Source organism: Calothrix sp. NIES-2100, assembly GCF_963875285.1.
Lineage (GTDB): Bacteria > Cyanobacteriota > Cyanobacteriia > Cyanobacteriales > Nostocaceae > Aulosira.
In genome coordinates, this window is record NZ_CAWNLA010000001.1 from 1821588 (window position 1) to 1839059 (window position 17472).

At 44.1% G+C, this 17472-nt stretch carries 23 protein-coding genes; 22 read left to right on the top strand and 1 reads right to left on the bottom strand.

The genetic code is table 11. The features are described from left to right. Positions 1 to 2 precede the first annotated feature (2 nt). The 16 genes from rplR (at position 3) to prfA (ending at position 10233) form a co-directional block, all read left to right on the top strand. Complete coding sequence (gene rplR, locus AACU32_RS07650) at positions 3 to 365, top strand: 50S ribosomal protein L18 (RefSeq protein WP_096599041.1); 363 nt, start codon at positions 3 to 5, stop codon at positions 363 to 365. 100 nt (positions 366 to 465) lie between these two features. Continuing rightward, positions 466 to 993: a 30S ribosomal protein S5 gene (rpsE, locus tag AACU32_RS07655; RefSeq protein WP_096586819.1), complete on the top strand. Its 528-nt coding sequence runs from the start codon at positions 466 to 468 to the stop codon at positions 991 to 993. Between the two features lie 49 nt (positions 994 to 1042). Beyond that, a complete protein-coding gene (gene rplO, locus AACU32_RS07660; RefSeq protein WP_096599042.1) occupies positions 1043 to 1489 on the top strand; it encodes a 50S ribosomal protein L15 in 447 nt (148 codons plus the stop codon). 71 nt (positions 1490 to 1560) lie between these two features. Beyond that, positions 1561 to 2874, top strand: a complete 1314-nt coding sequence (secY, locus tag AACU32_RS07665; RefSeq protein ID WP_086762882.1) for a preprotein translocase subunit SecY — start codon at positions 1561 to 1563, stop codon at positions 2872 to 2874. Then, positions 2874 to 3428, top strand: a complete 555-nt coding sequence (locus tag AACU32_RS07670) for an adenylate kinase (RefSeq protein ID WP_096599043.1) — start codon at positions 2874 to 2876, stop codon at positions 3426 to 3428. The genes secY and AACU32_RS07670 overlap by 1 nt, the downstream gene beginning before the upstream one ends. 226 nt (positions 3429 to 3654) lie before the next feature. Continuing rightward, on the top strand, positions 3655 to 3879 hold the full coding sequence (infA, locus tag AACU32_RS07675) for a translation initiation factor IF-1 (RefSeq protein WP_006276978.1): 225 nt from the start codon (positions 3655 to 3657) through the stop codon (positions 3877 to 3879). Between the two features lie 114 nt (positions 3880 to 3993). Next, on the top strand, positions 3994 to 4107 hold the full coding sequence (gene rpmJ / locus AACU32_RS07680) for a 50S ribosomal protein L36 (protein ID WP_015129703.1): 114 nt from the start codon (positions 3994 to 3996) through the stop codon (positions 4105 to 4107). Between the two features lie 96 nt (positions 4108 to 4203). Then, positions 4204 to 4584, top strand: coding sequence for a 30S ribosomal protein S13 (gene rpsM / locus AACU32_RS07685; RefSeq protein WP_086688748.1), 381 nt, complete (start codon positions 4204 to 4206; stop codon positions 4582 to 4584). A gap of 60 nt (positions 4585 to 4644) precedes the next feature. Next, a complete protein-coding gene (rpsK, locus tag AACU32_RS07690; protein WP_010998331.1) occupies positions 4645 to 5040 on the top strand; it encodes a 30S ribosomal protein S11 in 396 nt (131 codons plus the stop codon). A gap of 342 nt (positions 5041 to 5382) precedes the next feature. Beyond that, positions 5383 to 6330, top strand: a complete 948-nt coding sequence (locus AACU32_RS07695) for a DNA-directed RNA polymerase subunit alpha (protein ID WP_096599044.1) — start codon at positions 5383 to 5385, stop codon at positions 6328 to 6330. A 33-nt stretch (positions 6331 to 6363) separates the two neighbouring features. After that, positions 6364 to 6714, top strand: coding sequence for a 50S ribosomal protein L17 (rplQ, locus tag AACU32_RS07700; RefSeq protein ID WP_096599045.1), 351 nt, complete (start codon positions 6364 to 6366; stop codon positions 6712 to 6714). A 159-nt stretch (positions 6715 to 6873) separates the two neighbouring features. Then, positions 6874 to 7758, top strand: coding sequence for a tRNA pseudouridine(38-40) synthase TruA (truA, locus tag AACU32_RS07705; RefSeq protein WP_096599046.1), 885 nt, complete (start codon positions 6874 to 6876; stop codon positions 7756 to 7758). Positions 7759 to 7803: 45 nt separating this feature from the next. Further along, positions 7804 to 8259, top strand: a complete 456-nt coding sequence (rplM, locus tag AACU32_RS07710) for a 50S ribosomal protein L13 (protein WP_096599047.1) — start codon at positions 7804 to 7806, stop codon at positions 8257 to 8259. Continuing rightward, positions 8259 to 8678, top strand: a complete 420-nt coding sequence (gene rpsI, locus AACU32_RS07715) for a 30S ribosomal protein S9 (protein WP_096599048.1) — start codon at positions 8259 to 8261, stop codon at positions 8676 to 8678. The genes rplM and rpsI overlap by 1 nt, the downstream gene beginning before the upstream one ends. Before the next feature lie 112 nt (positions 8679 to 8790). After that, positions 8791 to 9030 carry a 50S ribosomal protein L31 gene (gene rpmE / locus AACU32_RS07720; RefSeq protein ID WP_045870350.1) on the top strand — a complete coding sequence of 80 codons (240 nt, stop codon included), beginning with the start codon at positions 8791 to 8793 and terminating at the stop codon, positions 9028 to 9030. Between the two features lie 102 nt (positions 9031 to 9132). Beyond that, positions 9133 to 10233 carry a peptide chain release factor 1 gene (gene prfA, locus AACU32_RS07725; protein WP_096599049.1) on the top strand — a complete coding sequence of 367 codons (1101 nt, stop codon included), beginning with the start codon at positions 9133 to 9135 and terminating at the stop codon, positions 10231 to 10233. Here prfA and AACU32_RS07730 read toward each other — a convergent pair. Then, positions 10207 to 10689: a hypothetical protein gene (locus AACU32_RS07730; RefSeq protein WP_096599050.1), complete on the bottom strand. Its 483-nt coding sequence runs from the start codon at positions 10687 to 10689 to the stop codon at positions 10207 to 10209. The genes prfA and AACU32_RS07730 overlap by 27 nt on opposite strands. A 192-nt stretch (positions 10690 to 10881) precedes the next feature. On the opposite strand from AACU32_RS07730, the gene AACU32_RS07735 reads away from it, so the two are divergent. The 6 genes from AACU32_RS07735 to gpmI all read left to right on the top strand — a co-directional run bounded on the left by AACU32_RS07735 (position 10882) and on the right by gpmI (position 17467). After that, entirely contained in the window at positions 10882 to 11244 is a 363-nt protein-coding gene (locus AACU32_RS07735; protein WP_096599051.1) for a helix-turn-helix domain-containing protein, read from the top strand. A gap of 261 nt (positions 11245 to 11505) precedes the next feature. Next, positions 11506 to 11868, top strand: coding sequence for a helix-turn-helix domain-containing protein (locus tag AACU32_RS07740; protein WP_096607903.1), 363 nt, complete (start codon positions 11506 to 11508; stop codon positions 11866 to 11868). A gap of 318 nt (positions 11869 to 12186) precedes the next feature. Continuing rightward, a complete protein-coding gene (locus tag AACU32_RS07745; protein WP_096599052.1) occupies positions 12187 to 12672 on the top strand; it encodes a hypothetical protein in 486 nt (161 codons plus the stop codon). A gap of 38 nt (positions 12673 to 12710) precedes the next feature. Beyond that, on the top strand, positions 12711 to 13526 hold the full coding sequence (locus AACU32_RS07750; RefSeq protein WP_096599053.1) for an Rpn family recombination-promoting nuclease/putative transposase: 816 nt from the start codon (positions 12711 to 12713) through the stop codon (positions 13524 to 13526). 214 nt (positions 13527 to 13740) lie between these two features. Further along, entirely contained in the window at positions 13741 to 15435 is a 1695-nt protein-coding gene (locus AACU32_RS07755; protein ID WP_096599054.1) for an ABC-F family ATP-binding cassette domain-containing protein, read from the top strand. 433 nt (positions 15436 to 15868) lie between these two features. Then, positions 15869 to 17467 carry a 2,3-bisphosphoglycerate-independent phosphoglycerate mutase gene (gpmI, locus tag AACU32_RS07760; RefSeq protein ID WP_096607904.1) on the top strand — a complete coding sequence of 533 codons (1599 nt, stop codon included), beginning with the start codon at positions 15869 to 15871 and terminating at the stop codon, positions 17465 to 17467. Positions 17468 to 17472 lie beyond the last annotated feature (5 nt).

Below are 17472 nucleotides of genomic sequence, written 5' to 3' on the forward strand. Positions count from 1 at the left end.
AAATGAAACTTACTCGTAGAGAATCAAAAACACGTCGCCATCGACGTATCCGTGGTAAAGTTCAAGGCTCTCAAGAACGCCCGCGTTTAGCCGTATTTCGCTCGAATGAGCATATTTATGCTCAAGTAATTGATGATACTCAACATCATACTTTGGTTTCAGCCTCAACTCTAGAACCAGAGTTGAAGTCGAGTTTAGCGTCAGGTGCTAACCGCGACGCATCAGTGCAAGTAGGTAAATTGATAGCAGCGCGATCGCTAGAAAAAGGCATCACCCAAGTCGTCTTCGATCGCGGTGGTAACCTATACCACGGTCGTATCCAGGCACTAGCTGATGCAGCTCGTGAGGCTGGTTTAGATTTCTAAAGTCATTTGTCATCAGTCATTAGTCTTTTGTTCAAAAACAACTGACAACTGACAACTGACAACTGACAACTGACAATTGACTAACAGAGAGCATTTAATTATGGCAACTGGTCGTCGTAAAGCGAACCGCGCAAAGAAAGAAGAAACCAACTGGCAAGAGCGGGTAATTCAGATCCGCCGGGTGAGCAAGGTCGTCAAAGGTGGTAAAAAACTCAGCTTCCGGGCGATCGTCGTCGTCGGTAACGAACGCGGTCAAGTTGGTGTTGGAGTAGGTAAAGCCTCAGATGTAATTGGTGCGGTGAAAAAAGGCGTAGCCGACGGTAAAAAACATCTCATTGACATCCCCATTACCAAATCTAATTCCATCCCCCATCCCATTGATGGTGTTGGTGGTGGAGCTAAGGTAATTATGCGCCCAGCCGCACCCGGTACAGGCGTAATTGCCGGTGGTGCTGTGCGGACGGTACTGGAATTAGCCGGAGTGCGAAACGTTCTAGCCAAGCAACTAGGCTCCAACAATCCACTCAACAATGCTAGAGCCGCAGTCAACGCCTTATCTACACTGCGTACCTTGACTGAAGTCGCTGAAGACCGGGGTGTTCCTATTGAAAATCTCTACACCGTTTAGTAGAGCAAATTTTGCCTCCTCCTTTGTGTAAAAAATTACTATTTACATCATGAGACTCAACGATGCTAAGCCTCAAAAAGGCTCAAAAAAACGCCGTAAGCGTGTAGGTAGAGGTATTTCTGCCGGACAAGGTGCCAGTGCTGGTCTAGGTATGCGGGGTCAAAAATCTCGCTCTGGTAGTGGCACCCGCCCAGGTTTTGAAGGTGGTCAACAGCCATTGTACCGCCGCTTACCTAAGTTGAAAGGGTTTCCGGTAGTTAATCGGAAAATTTACACTACGATTAATGTAGAGAAGCTCGCTTCTCTCCCTGCCAATACAGAAGTAACTTTGGAATCCTTAAAAGCAGCAGGTATTCTGACTACTGTCAAAGGGCCATTGAAAATTTTGGGTAACGGGGAATTGAACGTTCCGCTGACAGTTAAAGCTGCGGCTTTCACGGGTCAAGCTCGTAGCAAAATTGAGGCAGCTGGAGGAAGTTGTGAAGTCCCAGAGTGAGCCAGAATAGCGCACTTAACATGCTAGCCAACTCGCTTCCAGCGCCTGGTTCACGATAAAGGTAGCACTCTATGATCAGTCGAGACAAAGCCCCAACGGCTCAAGAAACTTTTATGCAGATGGCTCAAGCAGCTGGACTGAGAGGTAGGCTGCTTGTCACTGTCGGTATTTTAATTTTGGTTCGCCTGGGTATCTTTCTGCCTGTACCTGGTATTGATAGAGCTAGGTTTCATGAGGCGATATCGGGCAATAATTCCATCTTTGGCTTATTGGATATATTTTCCGGGCGGGGACTTTCGACTTTGGGAGTCTTTGCCTTGGGTATTTTGCCATTCATTAATGCGTCCATTATTATCCAATTACTCACTGCGGCTATACCATCTTTAGAAAAGTTACAGAAAGACGAAGGTGAAGCAGGGCGGCGAAAAATTTCGCAAATTACACGCTATGTCACTGTCGGTTGGGCAATTATTCAAAGTACGGCTTTTTCGGCTCTCTTCCTCCAGCAATTTGCCTTACAACCAGGTCCGTTATTTGTAGCTGAAACTGCGATCGCACTTACTGCTGGTTCAATGTTCGTGATGTGGGCATCCGAACTGATTACCGAAAGGGGTATTGGTAATGGAGCATCATTGTTGATTTTTGTCAATATTGTGGCATCCCTACCAAAATCTTTGGGTGATACCATCGACTTGGTACAAGTCGGCGGTCGGGAAATCGTCGGTCGCGTGATTGTGCTGGTAGTAGTTTTCTTGGCGACAATTGTTGGTATTGTGTTTGTGCAGGAAGGAATTCGGCGCATCCCCATTATTTCCGCACGTCGTCAAGTAGGGCGGCGAGTTTTAGCTGAACAACGTAGCTACCTACCCCTACGACTCAATTCTGGTGGCGTAATGCCGATCATTTTTGCCGCAGCCATCCTGAGTTTGCCACTACTCATTGCGAATTTCACCAAAAATCCGGACTTGGCAAATATCGTTAACACTTATCTGAGTCCCGGTGGTTCTCAGCCTTGGGCTTATGCCTTGGTTTACTTAATTTCTATTGTTTTCTTCAGCTATTTCTATTCTTCGTTGATTGTTAACCCAGTAGATGTAGCGCAGAACTTGAAGAAGATGGGTTCGAGTATTCCGGGAATTCGTCCTGGTAAGGCGACTAGCGAGTACATTGAGCGAGTAATCAATAGACTGACTTTCTTGGGTGCAATATTTTTGGGCTTTGTTGCAATTATCCCCACAGCTGTGGAAAGTGCTTTAGGAGTACCAACCTTTAAGGGACTGGGTGCTACATCTCTGTTAATTCTGGTGGGTGTAGCGATTGACACAGCGAAGCAAGTCCAAACTTACGTTATATCTCAGCGCTACGAAGGAATGGTGAAACAATAGTGACGCGATTAATCTTCTTGGGACCACCTGGAGCTGGTAAAGGAACACAATCTCAAAAATTGGCCCAACACTTGCAGATTCCCCATATTTCTACTGGTGATATCTTACGGCAAGCGATGAAAGACCAAACGCCTTTGGGGGTAAAAGCTCAAAGCTATGTTGATAGCGGCGAGTTAGTTCCCGACCAGCTAGTACAGGACTTGGTACAGGAGCGGCTAGAGCAACCCGATACAAAATCTGGTTGGATTCTAGATGGCTTTCCCCGTAAAGTAACACAAGCAGCTTTTTTGGCTCAATTGCTGGAAACAACACATCAAGGTGGAGAAAAGGTAGTTAACCTAGAAGTTCCAGATAATGTTGTAGTTGCAAGGTTACTCGCCAGGGGTAGAAAGGATGACAGCGAAGAAGTTATTCGTCGTCGTCTAGAAGTTTACCGCTCGGAAACTGCACCCTTGATTAATTATTACGGCGATCGCCAAAAACTGCTCACGGTCAATGGTAATCAGTCCCCAGAAGAAGTCACCACCGAACTGCAAAAGGTAATAGCGTCTTAAGCAAGGTATATAAGGGGTAGACGGGAGAAATCCCAACTTTTAAATTTCTCCCATATCCCAAATTGAGCCACCAGATAAAATTAAGTGCTACCTCTCTATGTAGGGCAGATAGCAACTTTAGCTAAGATATATTAAGAAACTGTTGATATATTTCGTAAAGTATGTTCTCTTGCAGGTGAAGGTACAGCAAAAGAACAGGAGATTGTTGAGTTGAGGAAAAAACAAGTTGTCTAAACAAGATTTGATTGAAATGGAAGGCACGGTTACCGAGTCATTGCCCAACGCGATGTTTCGCGTTGACTTGGATAATGGCTTTAATGTCCTGGCACACATTTCGGGAAAAATCCGCCGCAATTACATCAAGATTTTACCTGGCGATCGCGTCAAAGTGGAGTTAACTCCCTACGACTTGACAAAGGGCAGAATCACCTATCGACTGCGGAAGAAGTAAGTTTATGTAGAGAATATTACCATATAATGACCTTTTTGGGTGTTCCCTAGTCATTTAACTGACTAATTTCCTAAAAAATGCTATAATTCACTATTTGGAGTTAATTAGAAAGGCATGAAAGTCCGAGCCTCAGTCAAAAAGATTTGTGAAAAGTGTAACGTGATCAAACGTCGTGGTCGCGTCATGGTGATTTGTGTTAACCCCAAGCATAAGCAACGTCAAGGCTAGCGACAAGTGGGACACAACCACACCAGACAAAATCCAAAATGCGGTTAAGCGCATTTTTTTGATAGCAATTGCCAGAACAAGAGGGAGAAATTCATTGTGGCACGTATTGCCGGAGTAGACCTGCCACGCGATAAGCGTGTCGAGATTGGTCTAACATACATCTACGGAATTGGTTTATCTCGGTCGCAAGAAATTTTAGCGACTACAGGTGTTAACCCAGACACCCGCGTTAAAGAACTCAGTGATGCTGATGTTGCCGCCTTAAGAGGCGAAATCGAAAGCAACTATCAAGTCGAAGGTGACTTGCGCCGCTGGGAAGCGATGAACATCAAGCGCCTAATTGACATTGGTACTTACAGAGGCCGTCGTCATCGCATGGGCTTACCAGTCAGAGGACAAAGAACTCGCACAAATGCCAGAACTCGTCGGGGTAGAAGGCAGACTGTGGCTGGGAAGAAGAAAGCTCCGGGCAAATAAAAATAATATGTTCATACTTGCTCATCCGAGCAAGATTTACCTTAAATTCACGACACAACTATGGCGCGACAACCAACCAAAAAATCCGGAAGCAAGAAGCAGAAACGCAACGTACCAAACGGTATGGCTTACATCCAGTCTACTTTCAACAATAGCATTGTCACCATTACCGATCAAAACGGAGATGTGATTTCTTGGGCAAGTGCTGGTTCTAGCGGTTTTAAAGGAGCAAAAAAGGGAACTCCCTTTGCTGCACAAACCGCTGCTGAAAGTGCGGCACGTCGAGCCATCGACCAAGGAATGCGTCAAATTGAGGTCATGGTAAGTGGCCCTGGTGCAGGTAGAGAAACTGCCATCCGGGCACTTCAAGGCGCAGGATTGGAAATTACACTGATTCGGGATATTACTCCCATTCCTCATAATGGTTGCCGTCCACCTAAGCGCCGCCGAGTTTAGAAGTGGTGGGGCGATGAAAGCAAGAAGTTCGAGCAAGGAAAAGTCACCTGTAATGCCTGCTTGAACCGAAGAAAAGCAACCTGCTGTGGCAAGATTGTGGCTTTGGAACTTCAGACGGCTTGGGTAACCAAAAGACGATCAAATCCTTCTAAAAAGAAGTTTGAGAACTTTCGGAAAACCCAAAATTAAATACTATCGCCCACAAGCTGAAGTAGGAAATCAAATAGCAACATTTGCAGTTGGCGGATTGAGATACCTAGAGTAAGCTTCAGGGCAAGAACTAAATTCGGGAGGCAAGCGATTTGCCTACTAGCAGCACCTTAAACAGAGGGAGGCAACTCCGTGGCGCAGTTTCAAATTGAATGTGTAGAGTCTACAACTGAGGAAAGTCGAAGCCATTACAGTAAATTTGTCTTGGAACCTCTAGAACGCGGTCAAGGAACGACAGTTGGCAATGCTCTAAGGCGAGTTTTACTGTCCAATCTAGAGGGGACAGCAGTTACAGCAGTAAGGATTGCAGGTGTTTCACACGAGTTCGCCACAGTTCCGGGCGTGCGGGAAGATGTGCTGGAAATTTTAATGAGAATGAAAGAAGTCATTCTCAAAAGCTATTCTTCTCAACCCCAAATTGGGCGGTTACTCGTTAACGGTCCAGTCACAGTTACTGCGGCGCATTTTGATTTGCCAAGTGAAGTAGAAATCATCGATCCGACCCAGTATGTCGCCACCTTAGCTGAAGGCGGCAAACTGGAAATGGAATTTCGGATCGAAAGAGGTAAAGGTTATCGCACCGTAGAACGAGGACGCGAAGAAGCCACATCTTTGGACTTTTTGCAAATCGACTCGGTGTTTATGCCAGTGCGAAAAGTCAACTATAGTGTCGAAGATGCCCGTGGGGACGGCTCAATCGCCAAAGACCGATTGCTATTGGAAGTTTGGACTAATGGTAGTATCTCTCCCCAAGAAGCACTATCATCAGCTGCGGGCATTCTGGTAGATCTATTCAACCCACTGAAAGATATTTCACTAGAACCCACAGATACAGGATCAGATATTCCAGACGATCCTACCGCGCAAATTCCGATCGAAGAGTTGCAGCTTTCTGTCAGGGCATATAACTGTCTCAAGCGAGCACAAGTTAACTCTGTAGCCGACTTGTTGGATTATACCCAAGAAGACCTGTTAGAAATTAAAAACTTTGGTCAGAAGTCAGCGGAAGAAGTAGTTGAAGCTTTACAGCGACGCTTAGGCATTACCCTGCCCCAAGAAAGAAGCTCTAAACACAGCTAAATCAAAACCGTTAGTAATTGATAGTGCATTATTATGCGTCACCGTTGTCGAGTCAAAAAACTAGGTAAACCAGCAGACCAGCGTCGTGCTTTGTTACGGGCGCTAACCACTGAGCTAGTTCGTCATGGACGGATTACTACTACTTTAATCCGAGCTAAAGTACTACGCTCTGAAGTAGATAAAATGATTACCTTAGCCAAAGACGGCTCCTTAGCAGCACGTCGGCAAGCTTTAGGCTATATCTACGATAAAACACTAGTTCATGCTTTGTTTGAGCAAGCTCCCACGCGGTATGCCAATCGTCAAGGCGGTTATACCCGCATCCTGCATACAGTGCCTCGTCGGGGCGATAATGCTGAAATGGCCATTATTGAACTAGTTTAAGTCATTAGTCATTAGTCATTAGTCATTGGTCATTAGTCATTTGCAAAAAACAACTGACAACTGACAACTGACCCTGACGGGTTCGGCAGTTGCTTCAAGTCTCTTAACCCGCCCAACGCACTGCCTCACAACTGACAACTGACAAAGAACACAATCTGTATGTTAGAAAGCCACCAGCCAACAGGAACTCATAGAGTAGCCCTGGTAATTCAATACCTGGGCACTCATTTTCATGGCTGGCAACGGCAAAAGCAACAGCGCACAGTTCAAGAAGAAATAGAAACAGCGATCGCCAAAATTCTTGGGTATCATGTGACACTACATGGTGCAGGCAGAACCGATGCGGGGGTTCACGCCGCAGCCCAAGTAGCCCATTTTGAAGCTACAGGTTTGATTCCACCTCACAAGTGGGCAGCCATCCTTAACAGCTATTTGCCCAATGATATATTAATCAGGGCTTCAGCAGGTGTAGGTAACCGTTGGCACGCTCGCTTTAGTGCAGCCTATCGACGGTATCGCTACACGATATACACTGAAGATCAACCGAACTTGTTTGTGAGACCCTTCAGTTGGCATTATTATTATGCACCCCTAGATGAATCCTTAATTAAAGCTGCCCTGAAACCCCTGCTGGGAAAGCATCATCTCGCTGCTTTTCACCGTGCAGGTTCAAAGCGATCGCATTCTTGGGTAGAAGTACAAGCAGCAGAGTGTCATCGCAGTGGGCCATTACTCCATATTGAAATCCAGGCAGATGGCTTTTTGTATGGCATGGTACGGCTGTTAGTAGGGATGCTAGTACAAGTAGGCACTGGAAAACTTACCCTAGCTAACTTTACACAACTGTGGAAAGCTGAACGACGGGAAGAAGTGAAATATGCCGCACCCCCTCAAGGCTTGTGCTTGTTGCGAGTCGGCTATCCAGATTTCCCTTTTTCCCCAGATGTTTGGTATGACAATCTGCCAAAATTAGTTTTTAGTCAAGAGTCAATGGTCAAAAGTCAAAAGTCAATAGGCAATAGTCTAATGACAACTGACAACTGACAACTGACAACTGACAACTGACAACTGACAAAGGACAAATGACAAATGACTAAAACATACCTTCCTTCTCAAGATACTCTTGAGCGTGAGTGGTACATAGTAGATGCTACAGACCAACGCCTCGGTCGCCTTGCTACTGAAATCGCCATGATCCTCAGAGGCAAAAAGAAAGCCGAGTATACTCCCCACCTAGATACAGGGGATTTTGTGATTGTCATCAATGCGGAGAAAATAGCAGTCACAGGTAAAAAACGTACCCAAAAGCTCTATCGTCGCCATTCCGGTCGTCCTGGCGGGATGAAGACAGAAACCTTCGCCAAGCTGCAACAGCGTCTACCAGAAAGAATTGTAGAACACGCTGTAAAAGGGATGTTACCTAAAAATAGCTTAGGTAAGCAGTTGTTCACCAAGCTGAAAGTGTACGCAGGCCCAACTCACCCCCATGCAGCGCAACAACCCAAAGAACTTAAAGTTAATACAATTCCTGGAGCAGAAAATTAATGGTAGCAGTAGCAGAAACTACTAGCGGTCGTGCCGTATACTGGGGTACAGGCCGTCGTAAGTCAGCAGTAGCAAGAGTCCGCCTGATTCCTGGTAGCGGTCAACTGACTGTAAATGGTAAAGATGGAAACTTGTACTTCCAATTCAACGCCAACTACCTAGGTGTGATCAAAGGGCCTCTAGAAACACTGGGACTAGAGAACGAATATGACATTTTGGTGAAAGCTGAAGGTGGTGGCTTGACCGGACAAGCTGATTCTATCCGCTTGGGAGTGGCTCGCGCTTTGTGTCAACTAGATCCAGATAACCGTTCACCTTTAAAAACCGAAGGTTACTTGACTCGCGATCCCAGAGCCAAAGAGCGGAAAAAATACGGTTTACACAAAGCCCGCAAAGCACCTCAGTACTCAAAACGATAGGCATTGGGCATTGGGCATTGGGCATTCGGCATTATCCCCCTAGCCTAAGCGTCCCTATTCCCTGACATCATCTGAAAGTTATAATTTATATAGATTCACCACAAAAGGAACAATGGCTAAACCTGAGATTCATCCCAAGTGGTATCCAGATGCGAAAGTCTACTGCAACGGTCAAGTTGTCATGACCGTTGGCTCTACTAAGCCAGAACTGCACGTAGATGTTTGGTCTGGAAACCATCCCTTTTACACCGGCACTCAGAAGATTATCGATACTGAGGGTCGAGTAGAGCGCTTCCTGCGCAAGTACGGTATGAGCAGTACTCAAACCTCAGGCGACACAGACAAAAAGTAGCGGGTTGGCTCTGCTGTTAACGACGACCCTGCAATTGAGCTGGGTCGATTGTCATTTAATGCTTGAGCCAATTTGTTATTTTAAGGAGCGATCGCACTCATCATGGCTGAATCATACCTGCTGGATAAACTAAAATCCGTTGAACAAACCTTTAATGAATTAACGCGCCGTCTTGGCGATCCCGATACCGCTAGCAATCCTGATGAGTATCAACAAATTGCTAAGTCTCGTTCTTCTTTGGAAGAGGTAGTTGATACCTATGAAACTTGGAAAGCAACCCAAGAAGACTTGATCGGAGCGCGTCAGGTTTACAAAGAATCGGCGAGTGACCCAGAGCTGCAAGAAATGGCGGCTTTGGAAGTAGACGAACTAGAGCAAAAGCTGGAATATTTAGAAAACCGCTTAAAAATCTTGTTGCTACCCCGCGATCCCAACGATGATAAAAACATCATGTTGGAAATTCGGGCTGGTACGGGCGGCGATGAAGCGAGTATTTGGGCAGGTGATTTGCTGCGGATGTACTCTCGCTACGCTGACGGACAGGGTTGGAGAGTGAAACTAGTGAGCGAGTCACTAGGGGAAATGGGCGGTTTTAAAGAAGTGATCCTGGAAATTCAGGGTGAGAGTGTTTACAGCAAGCTGAAGTTTGAAGCGGGAGTACATCGCGTTCAGCGTGTACCTGCAACGGAAGCTGGGGGAAGGGTTCATACTTCCACAGCTACAGTCGCCATCATGCCAGAAGTGGATGATGTGGAAATCCACATTGATCCCAAGGATATTGAAATGACCACAGCTCGTTCTGGTGGCGCTGGTGGACAAAACGTCAACAAGGTGGAAACTGCTGTTGACTTGATGCACAAACCCACCGGAATTCGGATTTTCTGTACCGAAGAACGCAGCCAGTTGCAAAACAAAGAACGGGCGATGCAAATTTTGCGGGCGAAACTGTACGAAATGAAGTTGCGCGAACAACAAGAAGTTGTAACTTCCATGCGGCGATCGCAAGTGGGTACAGGATCGCGATCGGAAAAAATTCGCACCTACAATTATAAAGACAACCGCGTTACTGACCACCGTCTAGGTCAAAACTATTCCCTTAACCCTGTATTGGAAGGTGATTTAGAGTCTGTTATCCAATCTTGTATCTCTCAAGACCAGCAGGAACGTTTAGCAGAGTTAGCGGCCTCTGGTACTACAAGCTAATTGTTCTAGTGATGCGTAGTGGAAAACCGCTTGTTGTGATGTTACTTTTAACACCGATAAGCGGTTTTTTAATGCAGTATACAGTGCGTCTTCCATTTCCTGAAAATAATGGTAATGGACAAATTCATACTGCATAATATGATTTAACTTCTTCCAGTCATTCAGGGTTGGACAGGTATCAATTAACTTTTCTACTTCCTTTTGCCAACGCGCAAAAATCCGGTAGCTGAAAAAGCTGCTGCAAATGTTACCTTTTTCATCCCAAAAGGAAATACATACCTGATGCTTCAGACAATGAATTTTCTTGATTTGCTTAACCTTGTAGCCTTTGGCTGTTAAAGCTTCTTTTGCCTCAGCGTGAGAAATATACCACTGTTCTGGTTTAATTTTATTAGCAGCAATCAGGCTTTGACCTTTGGGGCGATAGGAGTTAATTTTGCGCGCCTTGTACAACATGATGCACCTTTTATGCAAGTAACAGTCACACCAAAAATTTAGTGGTGGCGTTATCTAACAATTACAATTAACATTGTGCAATTACAATTTTCATTGTAGCAAAATATTGACAACTTTTAATGTCAATTAAAAATTAAAATTGTAGGCTTTGCTCATTAAACTTGTAAATACAGTTGAATAGCTACATAAGCAGTGAACATTGAAAGCAGAGAAAAACTTATTGAAATTATCAAACTAGCTCGTGGTTCCATGAGTCAGCGAGCCTTTGGCAAGCTTTTGGGAGTTTCAGCTACTGCTGTTCAATTGTGGGAAAAGGGTGTAAACGTGCCAGACACCGAGTATTTAGCGAAAATAGCAGCTAGAGCAGGCTATACATTAGAAGAGCTACTCAGCTGCTTAGATGGCAAGCCTGTAGCAGAAACTTCAGATTTAAGTTTAATTTTGAGACAAATCAAGCATATGCCTCTTAGCCAAGTGGCGCAAATTGTTCAGGCTGCGGCTGATAGACTGGCTGCTGTGGCTGAAGCGTCTGGGGATGAAGCTAAAGCTAGTTGAACTAACCCACAAGGCGTTAGTGGCGATAGGAGTTTATTTTGCTTGGCTTACAAAACATGATGCACCTTCTTTCCATGATTTGACAGCAAGCGGTCTGTCGCGAATTTCCGCGATAAAATGAATGAGTATCACTATCTTTAAATCTAGATAGGCTGACATTTAAACTTGTAATTTTAAACTCTAAATTTAATTTATCATTGGCAAGCAAACTTGTAAATGCCTAAATTAAATTATTTATTTAGTGAAAAAAATAGTACAGCAGTGGATTTAGAAGCTAGAAAGAAACTGATTGAAGTCGTGAAAATGGCTCGTGGCTCGATGAGTCAACGAGCTTTTGGTAAGCTTCTGGGCGTTTCTGCTACTGCGGTGCAATTGTGGGAAAAAGGCGAATCTATTCCAGATACAGAGAATTTAGCTAACATTGCAGCGAGAGCAGGCTATACGATGGAGGAACTGCTTAACTACCTAGGTGTTAAGCCAATTTCAGAATCTTCCGATGTGAACCAGATTGTCAAGTACATCAAGTCTATGCCATTGAGTGAAGTAGCGATCATTGGTAGAGCAGTGATGGATAGATTAGCAGCGGCCGCTGAAGCGTCGGTAGATGAAGCAAAAGCCAGTTGAATATTTGTGAGGGGTTGGCGATCGCTCATCTGGTAACAACTAAACTTGTAAATACAGTTGCCCATCATCACTCATCTCTCAGATACCCGACTTCGCAGAAGTTGTCGGGTATCTTGTTGCTATAGCTACACAAGCAGTGAATATTGAAATGCTTTCTAGCTTTTGTGTATGAGATAACACTGGTGACGAGCAAGAATCACAAGCAGGCCATTGAAAAATTCAGCATTCAGGATCAAACTGAGTTTACTGAGTTATTATGGAAACCTCGTGTATTAATTGAGATAATCATAATATCTGCAATTTTTTAGAGGTGTATCTATGCCGCTAGACGATGAATCTTCACCTTGGCAAGTAGAATCCAGCAATACTTTTGTGCCAATTCACCATCAAGGTAATTTAGCCGGTTTCTTAAACAAAGAATATACCGCTCAAATGATTAAATTTTTAAATGACCAAGAAGTTTTAGCTAAAGCTCTTAAATTAGCTTGCACTGATTTAATTAAAAAAACTGGTGGTGACACCACTCAAGTCAATAATTTAATGAAAAAATATATCAAAATCAGTGAGCGTCCAAAGTACGGCACTAGAGCGATCGCCGTTTTATTAAGTGAAAGACAAAAAGCTCTTGATTTGAGTAGTCAGGAGTTTACCAAATTCTGCGATACGTTTAAACTTTCTCCTTCAGAATTATATGATATTTATGCTGGAGAACCAATAGATGATAGTTTGTTAGCGCCACTTGCACGAATTTTAGGAATATCAAAAGAGCAAGTTCTAGAAGTGAGAGATGGTGGTGAAGAATAAAGCCACCAAAAATTAGCTATGTAACAAAGTAGAATTTCGTGAAAACTGATAGTTTATTTTATCGCCTATTTCAAGAATTACCCAGCATCTTCTTTGAACTCATTGGCAATCCTGGTGAAGAGGCAAACGATTATCGATTTTCATCGGTTGAAATCAAACAAACCTCATTCAGAATTGATGGGGTATTTCTGCCCATACAAACAAATGATAGACCAATTTACTTCGTGGAAGTGCAATTTCAACAAGATGACGAAATTTACTCACGATTGTTCGCAGAAATATGTTTATACCTGCGTCATAATAAACCACAGAACGATTGGAACGCTGTAGTTTTATACCCAAACCGGATTGTCGATACAGGAGATATCAAACACTATCGTGAATTCTTTTTCAGTCACAGAGTTAGACGGATTTATCTCAATGAATTAGGTGAGACTGCAACGCTACCAATTGGGATAGCAACCCTTAAATTAGTAGTTGAAGAATCAGATACAGCAATCATTCAAGCAAGGGAGTTGATAGAGAGAACTAAACAAGAGATAAACTCACAATTGCAGCAGCAATTATTACAATTAATAGAGACTATTTTGGTTTACAAATTTCCTAACATGAGTCGGGAGGAAATCGAGGCAATGTTTGGCTTAAGCGAGTTAAAGCAAACAAGATTTTATCAGGAAGCTTTTCAGGAAGGTAGAGAACAAGGTGAGCGCAGTGGTAAGTTAAAAGCAGTACTACCAATGTTGTCCGCCGGGTTGACTGTAGAGCAAATAGCCGCCGCTTTGGAATTGAGTGTAGAGGAAGTTAGGCACGCAGTACAACAGCAGTCTTCTAATTCAGATAGCTCCAGAGAATAACAGTAAAATTTCAGTGCTAAGGTTAGCCAATGTCGAAATGGGTGGCTTTCATTAGGTATATATAACTTAATTAGCTTTGCGCGTGAAAATCTCAGACTCTTTTTTTATCATTCAGAAATTTTCCCTGAAGAAATATTAATTAAATTTTGTTAAGATTGACACGGCGTTAGCACTTCATCCCCCAACTACCCATCCCCTACCTAAGAGAAACTTGATGCTGCGACTAGAACATATCAGTAAAATTTATCCTACAGGTGAAGTTCTCAAAGACATCAACTGGGAAGTCAAACCAGGCGATCGCATCGGCTTAGTCGGTGTCAATGGTGCAGGTAAATCTACCCAACTGAAAATCATTTCTGGAGAAATTGAACCCACAGCAGGCGAAATTATTCGTCCTGCGAGCTTACATATAGCTTACCTCAACCAAGAGTTTGAAGTAGACCCCAGCCGCACTGTCAGAGAAGAATTTTGGACTGTCTTCCAACAAGCGAATCAAGTGCAGTTGTCTCTAGCACAGGTGACAAGAGACATGGAAACTGCGACTCCGGAGGAACTAGATAAATTAATCAACAAATTGGATCGCTTACAACGGCAATTTGAAGGACTGGATGGCTACGGCTTAGAAGCACGCATCGGCAAAATTTTACCAGAGATGGGGTTTGAACCAGAAGATGGCGATCGCCTCGTTAGCGCCTTCTCTGGTGGTTGGCAAATGCGCATGAGTTTGGGTAAAATCCTGTTGCAAAAACCTGACTTATTGCTACTGGACGAACCGACTAACCATTTAGACTTAGAAACAATTGAGTGGTTAGAAAATTACCTCAGAAGTCTGACGACTCCAATGGTGATAGTCTCCCATGACCGGGAGTTTCTTGACCGCCTCTGTACCCAAATTGTGGAAACTGAACGTGGTGTTTCTACTACATACCTTGGTAATTATTCCGCATACCTGCTACAAAAAGCCGAAAATGAATCAGCACAGCTTTCTGCTTACGAACGCCAGCAAAAAGAACTAGAGAAACAGCAAACCTTTGTTGATAGATTTCGCGCTAGTGCTACCCGTAGTACCCAAGCAAAAAGCCGCGAAAAACAACTAGAAAAAATTGAGCGGATTGAAGCACCTACATCTGGAGTCAGAACCCTGCATTTCCGCTTCCCGCCTGCACCCCGTAGCGGACGAGAAGTTGTCAATATTAAAGATTTAACTCATATCTATGATGATAAAATCTTATTTTTGGCAGCAAATCTCTTCATTGAAAGAGGCGATCGCATTGCTTTCTTAGGCCCCAACGGTGCAGGTAAATCTACCCTATTGCGGGTAATTATGGGGATGGAACCACCCACAGAAGGAAGCGTGAAATTAGGCGAACACAACGTTATTCCTGGTTACTTCGAGCAAAATCAGGCGGAAGCTTTGGATTTGAAAAAGACAGTCATGGAAACTATTCACGATGAAGTTCCTGACTGGAAAAATGAAGAAGTTCGCACGCTGTTAGGACGGTTCTTATTTACTGGAGACACCGTATTTAAACAAGTTGGCGCATTAAGTGGCGGAGAAAAAGCGCGTCTAGCTTTAGCTAAAATGCTCTTACGTCCAGCCAACTTACTGATTTTAGATGAGCCGACAAACCATCTAGATATTCCAGCTAAAGAAATGTTGGAAGAAGCACTGCAAAACTACGATGGTACAGCGATTGTTGTTTCCCATGACCGTTATTTTATCTCCCAGGTAGCCAATAAAATCGTAGAAATTCGCGATGGTGAATTCCGCGTTTATTTAGGCGATTATCATTACTACCTTGATAAAATTGCTGAAGAAAAAGAACAAGCCAAGTTAGCGGCGATCGCAGCTGAAAAGGCTGCTAAAAAAGCTGCTAAAGCCTCTAAAGCGTCAGCCAAACGCAAATAATGATGGTGTAGCTTGGATTTAGAACCCCGATTTCTTCAAGAAGTCGGGGTTCTAAACAGCAATTTTTGCTTCAGTAAGTCTGAATTTTAGGTTAATAAATCCATAATCTTGAAGCGCTGATAACTCAGATTATTTCGCAATAAGTTGTTAGCTATCAATCAAATAAAAGTATTGATTTCAGAGAGTGAAGATGAAAAATCATCAGTAAGCCTGAAGCGGAATTACTGACCACAGAGGTTGATTAAAAGCTTTTTTATTGATAATTAGTCCCACACAATTATCACAGAAAATACGCAAAAGTTAGTAAATTTAAAAAAAATCTAAAAAAAACTGACATGATTCATAAAAGAAGTTAATAAGCAGAAATTCACTTGCAGTGGTGAATAGCAATGGTATCATTCGGGTATTACAAAAAGTAAAGGGCAATTTTACTATGACCAAAGCACCTGTTGCTCCTGTGGTGCTAGTCATTTTAGACGGATGGGGCTACTGCGACCAGAAGCGAGGAAACGCTATTGTTAACGCTCAGACTCCAGTAATGGACAGTTTATGGGCAGCTTACCCGCACACCCTCATCCGCACCTCAGGAAAAGCCGTAGGGTTGCCAGATGGACAAATGGGCAACTCGGAAGTTGGTCATTTGAACATTGGCGCTGGGCGAGTAGTACCGCAAGAATTAGTACGCATCTCCGATGCGGTCGAAGACGGTTCTATCAAGCTCAACCCAGCACTTGTCAAAATTTGCCAGGAAGTGCGCGATCGCAATGGCAAGCTTCACGTAGTAGGTCTGTGTTCAGAGGGTGGTGTACATTCCCATCTCACCCATCTATTCGGACTACTGGACTTAGCTAAGCAAGAGCGAATTTCCCAAGTTTGTATCCACGCCATTACCGATGGTCGTGACACTGCACCCTCAGAAGGTGTCAAAGCAATTGGTTCGCTGCAAGAATACATAGACCGTGTAGGTGTTGGGCGCATTGTCACCCTCAGCGGTCGCTACTACGCGATGGATCGCGATCATCGCTGGGATCGGGTTAAACGTGCCTATGACGTAATGACCCAAGATGAAGTGACTGACACTCGTTCGGCTGTAGAAATCTTACAAGCATCTTACGCCGCCGGGGTCACAGACGAATTCATCAACCCCACACGCATTGCTCCCGGTGCAATAGAACCAGGGGATGGAGTCATATTTTTCAACTTCCGCCCCGATCGCGCTAGACAACTAACTCAAGCTTTTGTCAGCCCACAATTTACAGGCTTTGAAAGACAGCTAATTCAACCGCTGGCCTTTGCTACTTTTACTCAGTACGATCCAGAATTAAAAGTAGCTGTAGCCTTTGAGCCGCAGAATCTCACCAATATTTTGGGAGAGGTAATTGCTAATCACGACCTCAAGCAGTTTCGCACGGCGGAAACGGAAAAATACGCCCACGTTACTTACTTCTTTAATGGCGGTCTCGAAGACCCTTTTGCGGGCGAAGACCGGGAACTAGTAAGTAGTCCAATGGTAGCAACTTACGACAAAGCCCCAGCGATGTCAGCAGATGCAGTCACAGAGGTGGCGATCGCGGCCATTGAAAAATGTATCTACTCGTTAGTTGTGATCAACTATGCCAACCCAGACATGGTAGGGCATACGGGTCAGATAGAAGCTACGATAGAAGCAATTGAAAAAGTTGATCGCTGTTTGGGTCGCCTACTTGCTAGCATTACTAAAGTCGGTGGGACAACAATTATTACTGCTGACCACGGTAATGCTGAACACATGCTTGATGATGCGGGTAATCCTTGGACAGCCCACACCACCAACCCAGTCCCCTTAATTTTGTTGGAAGGCGAGAAAGTCAAAATCCCTGGACATGGTACAAATGTCGAACTGCGAACCGATGGCAAGCTAGCTGACATTGCGCCGACAATTCTAGAGATTTTACAACTACCTCAGCCATCAGAAATGACAGGGCGATCGCTAGTTGTAGCAGCCGGATATGATGTGCAACGCAGTCGTACTCCCGCGCAAGTAGGTTTGTAAAATAG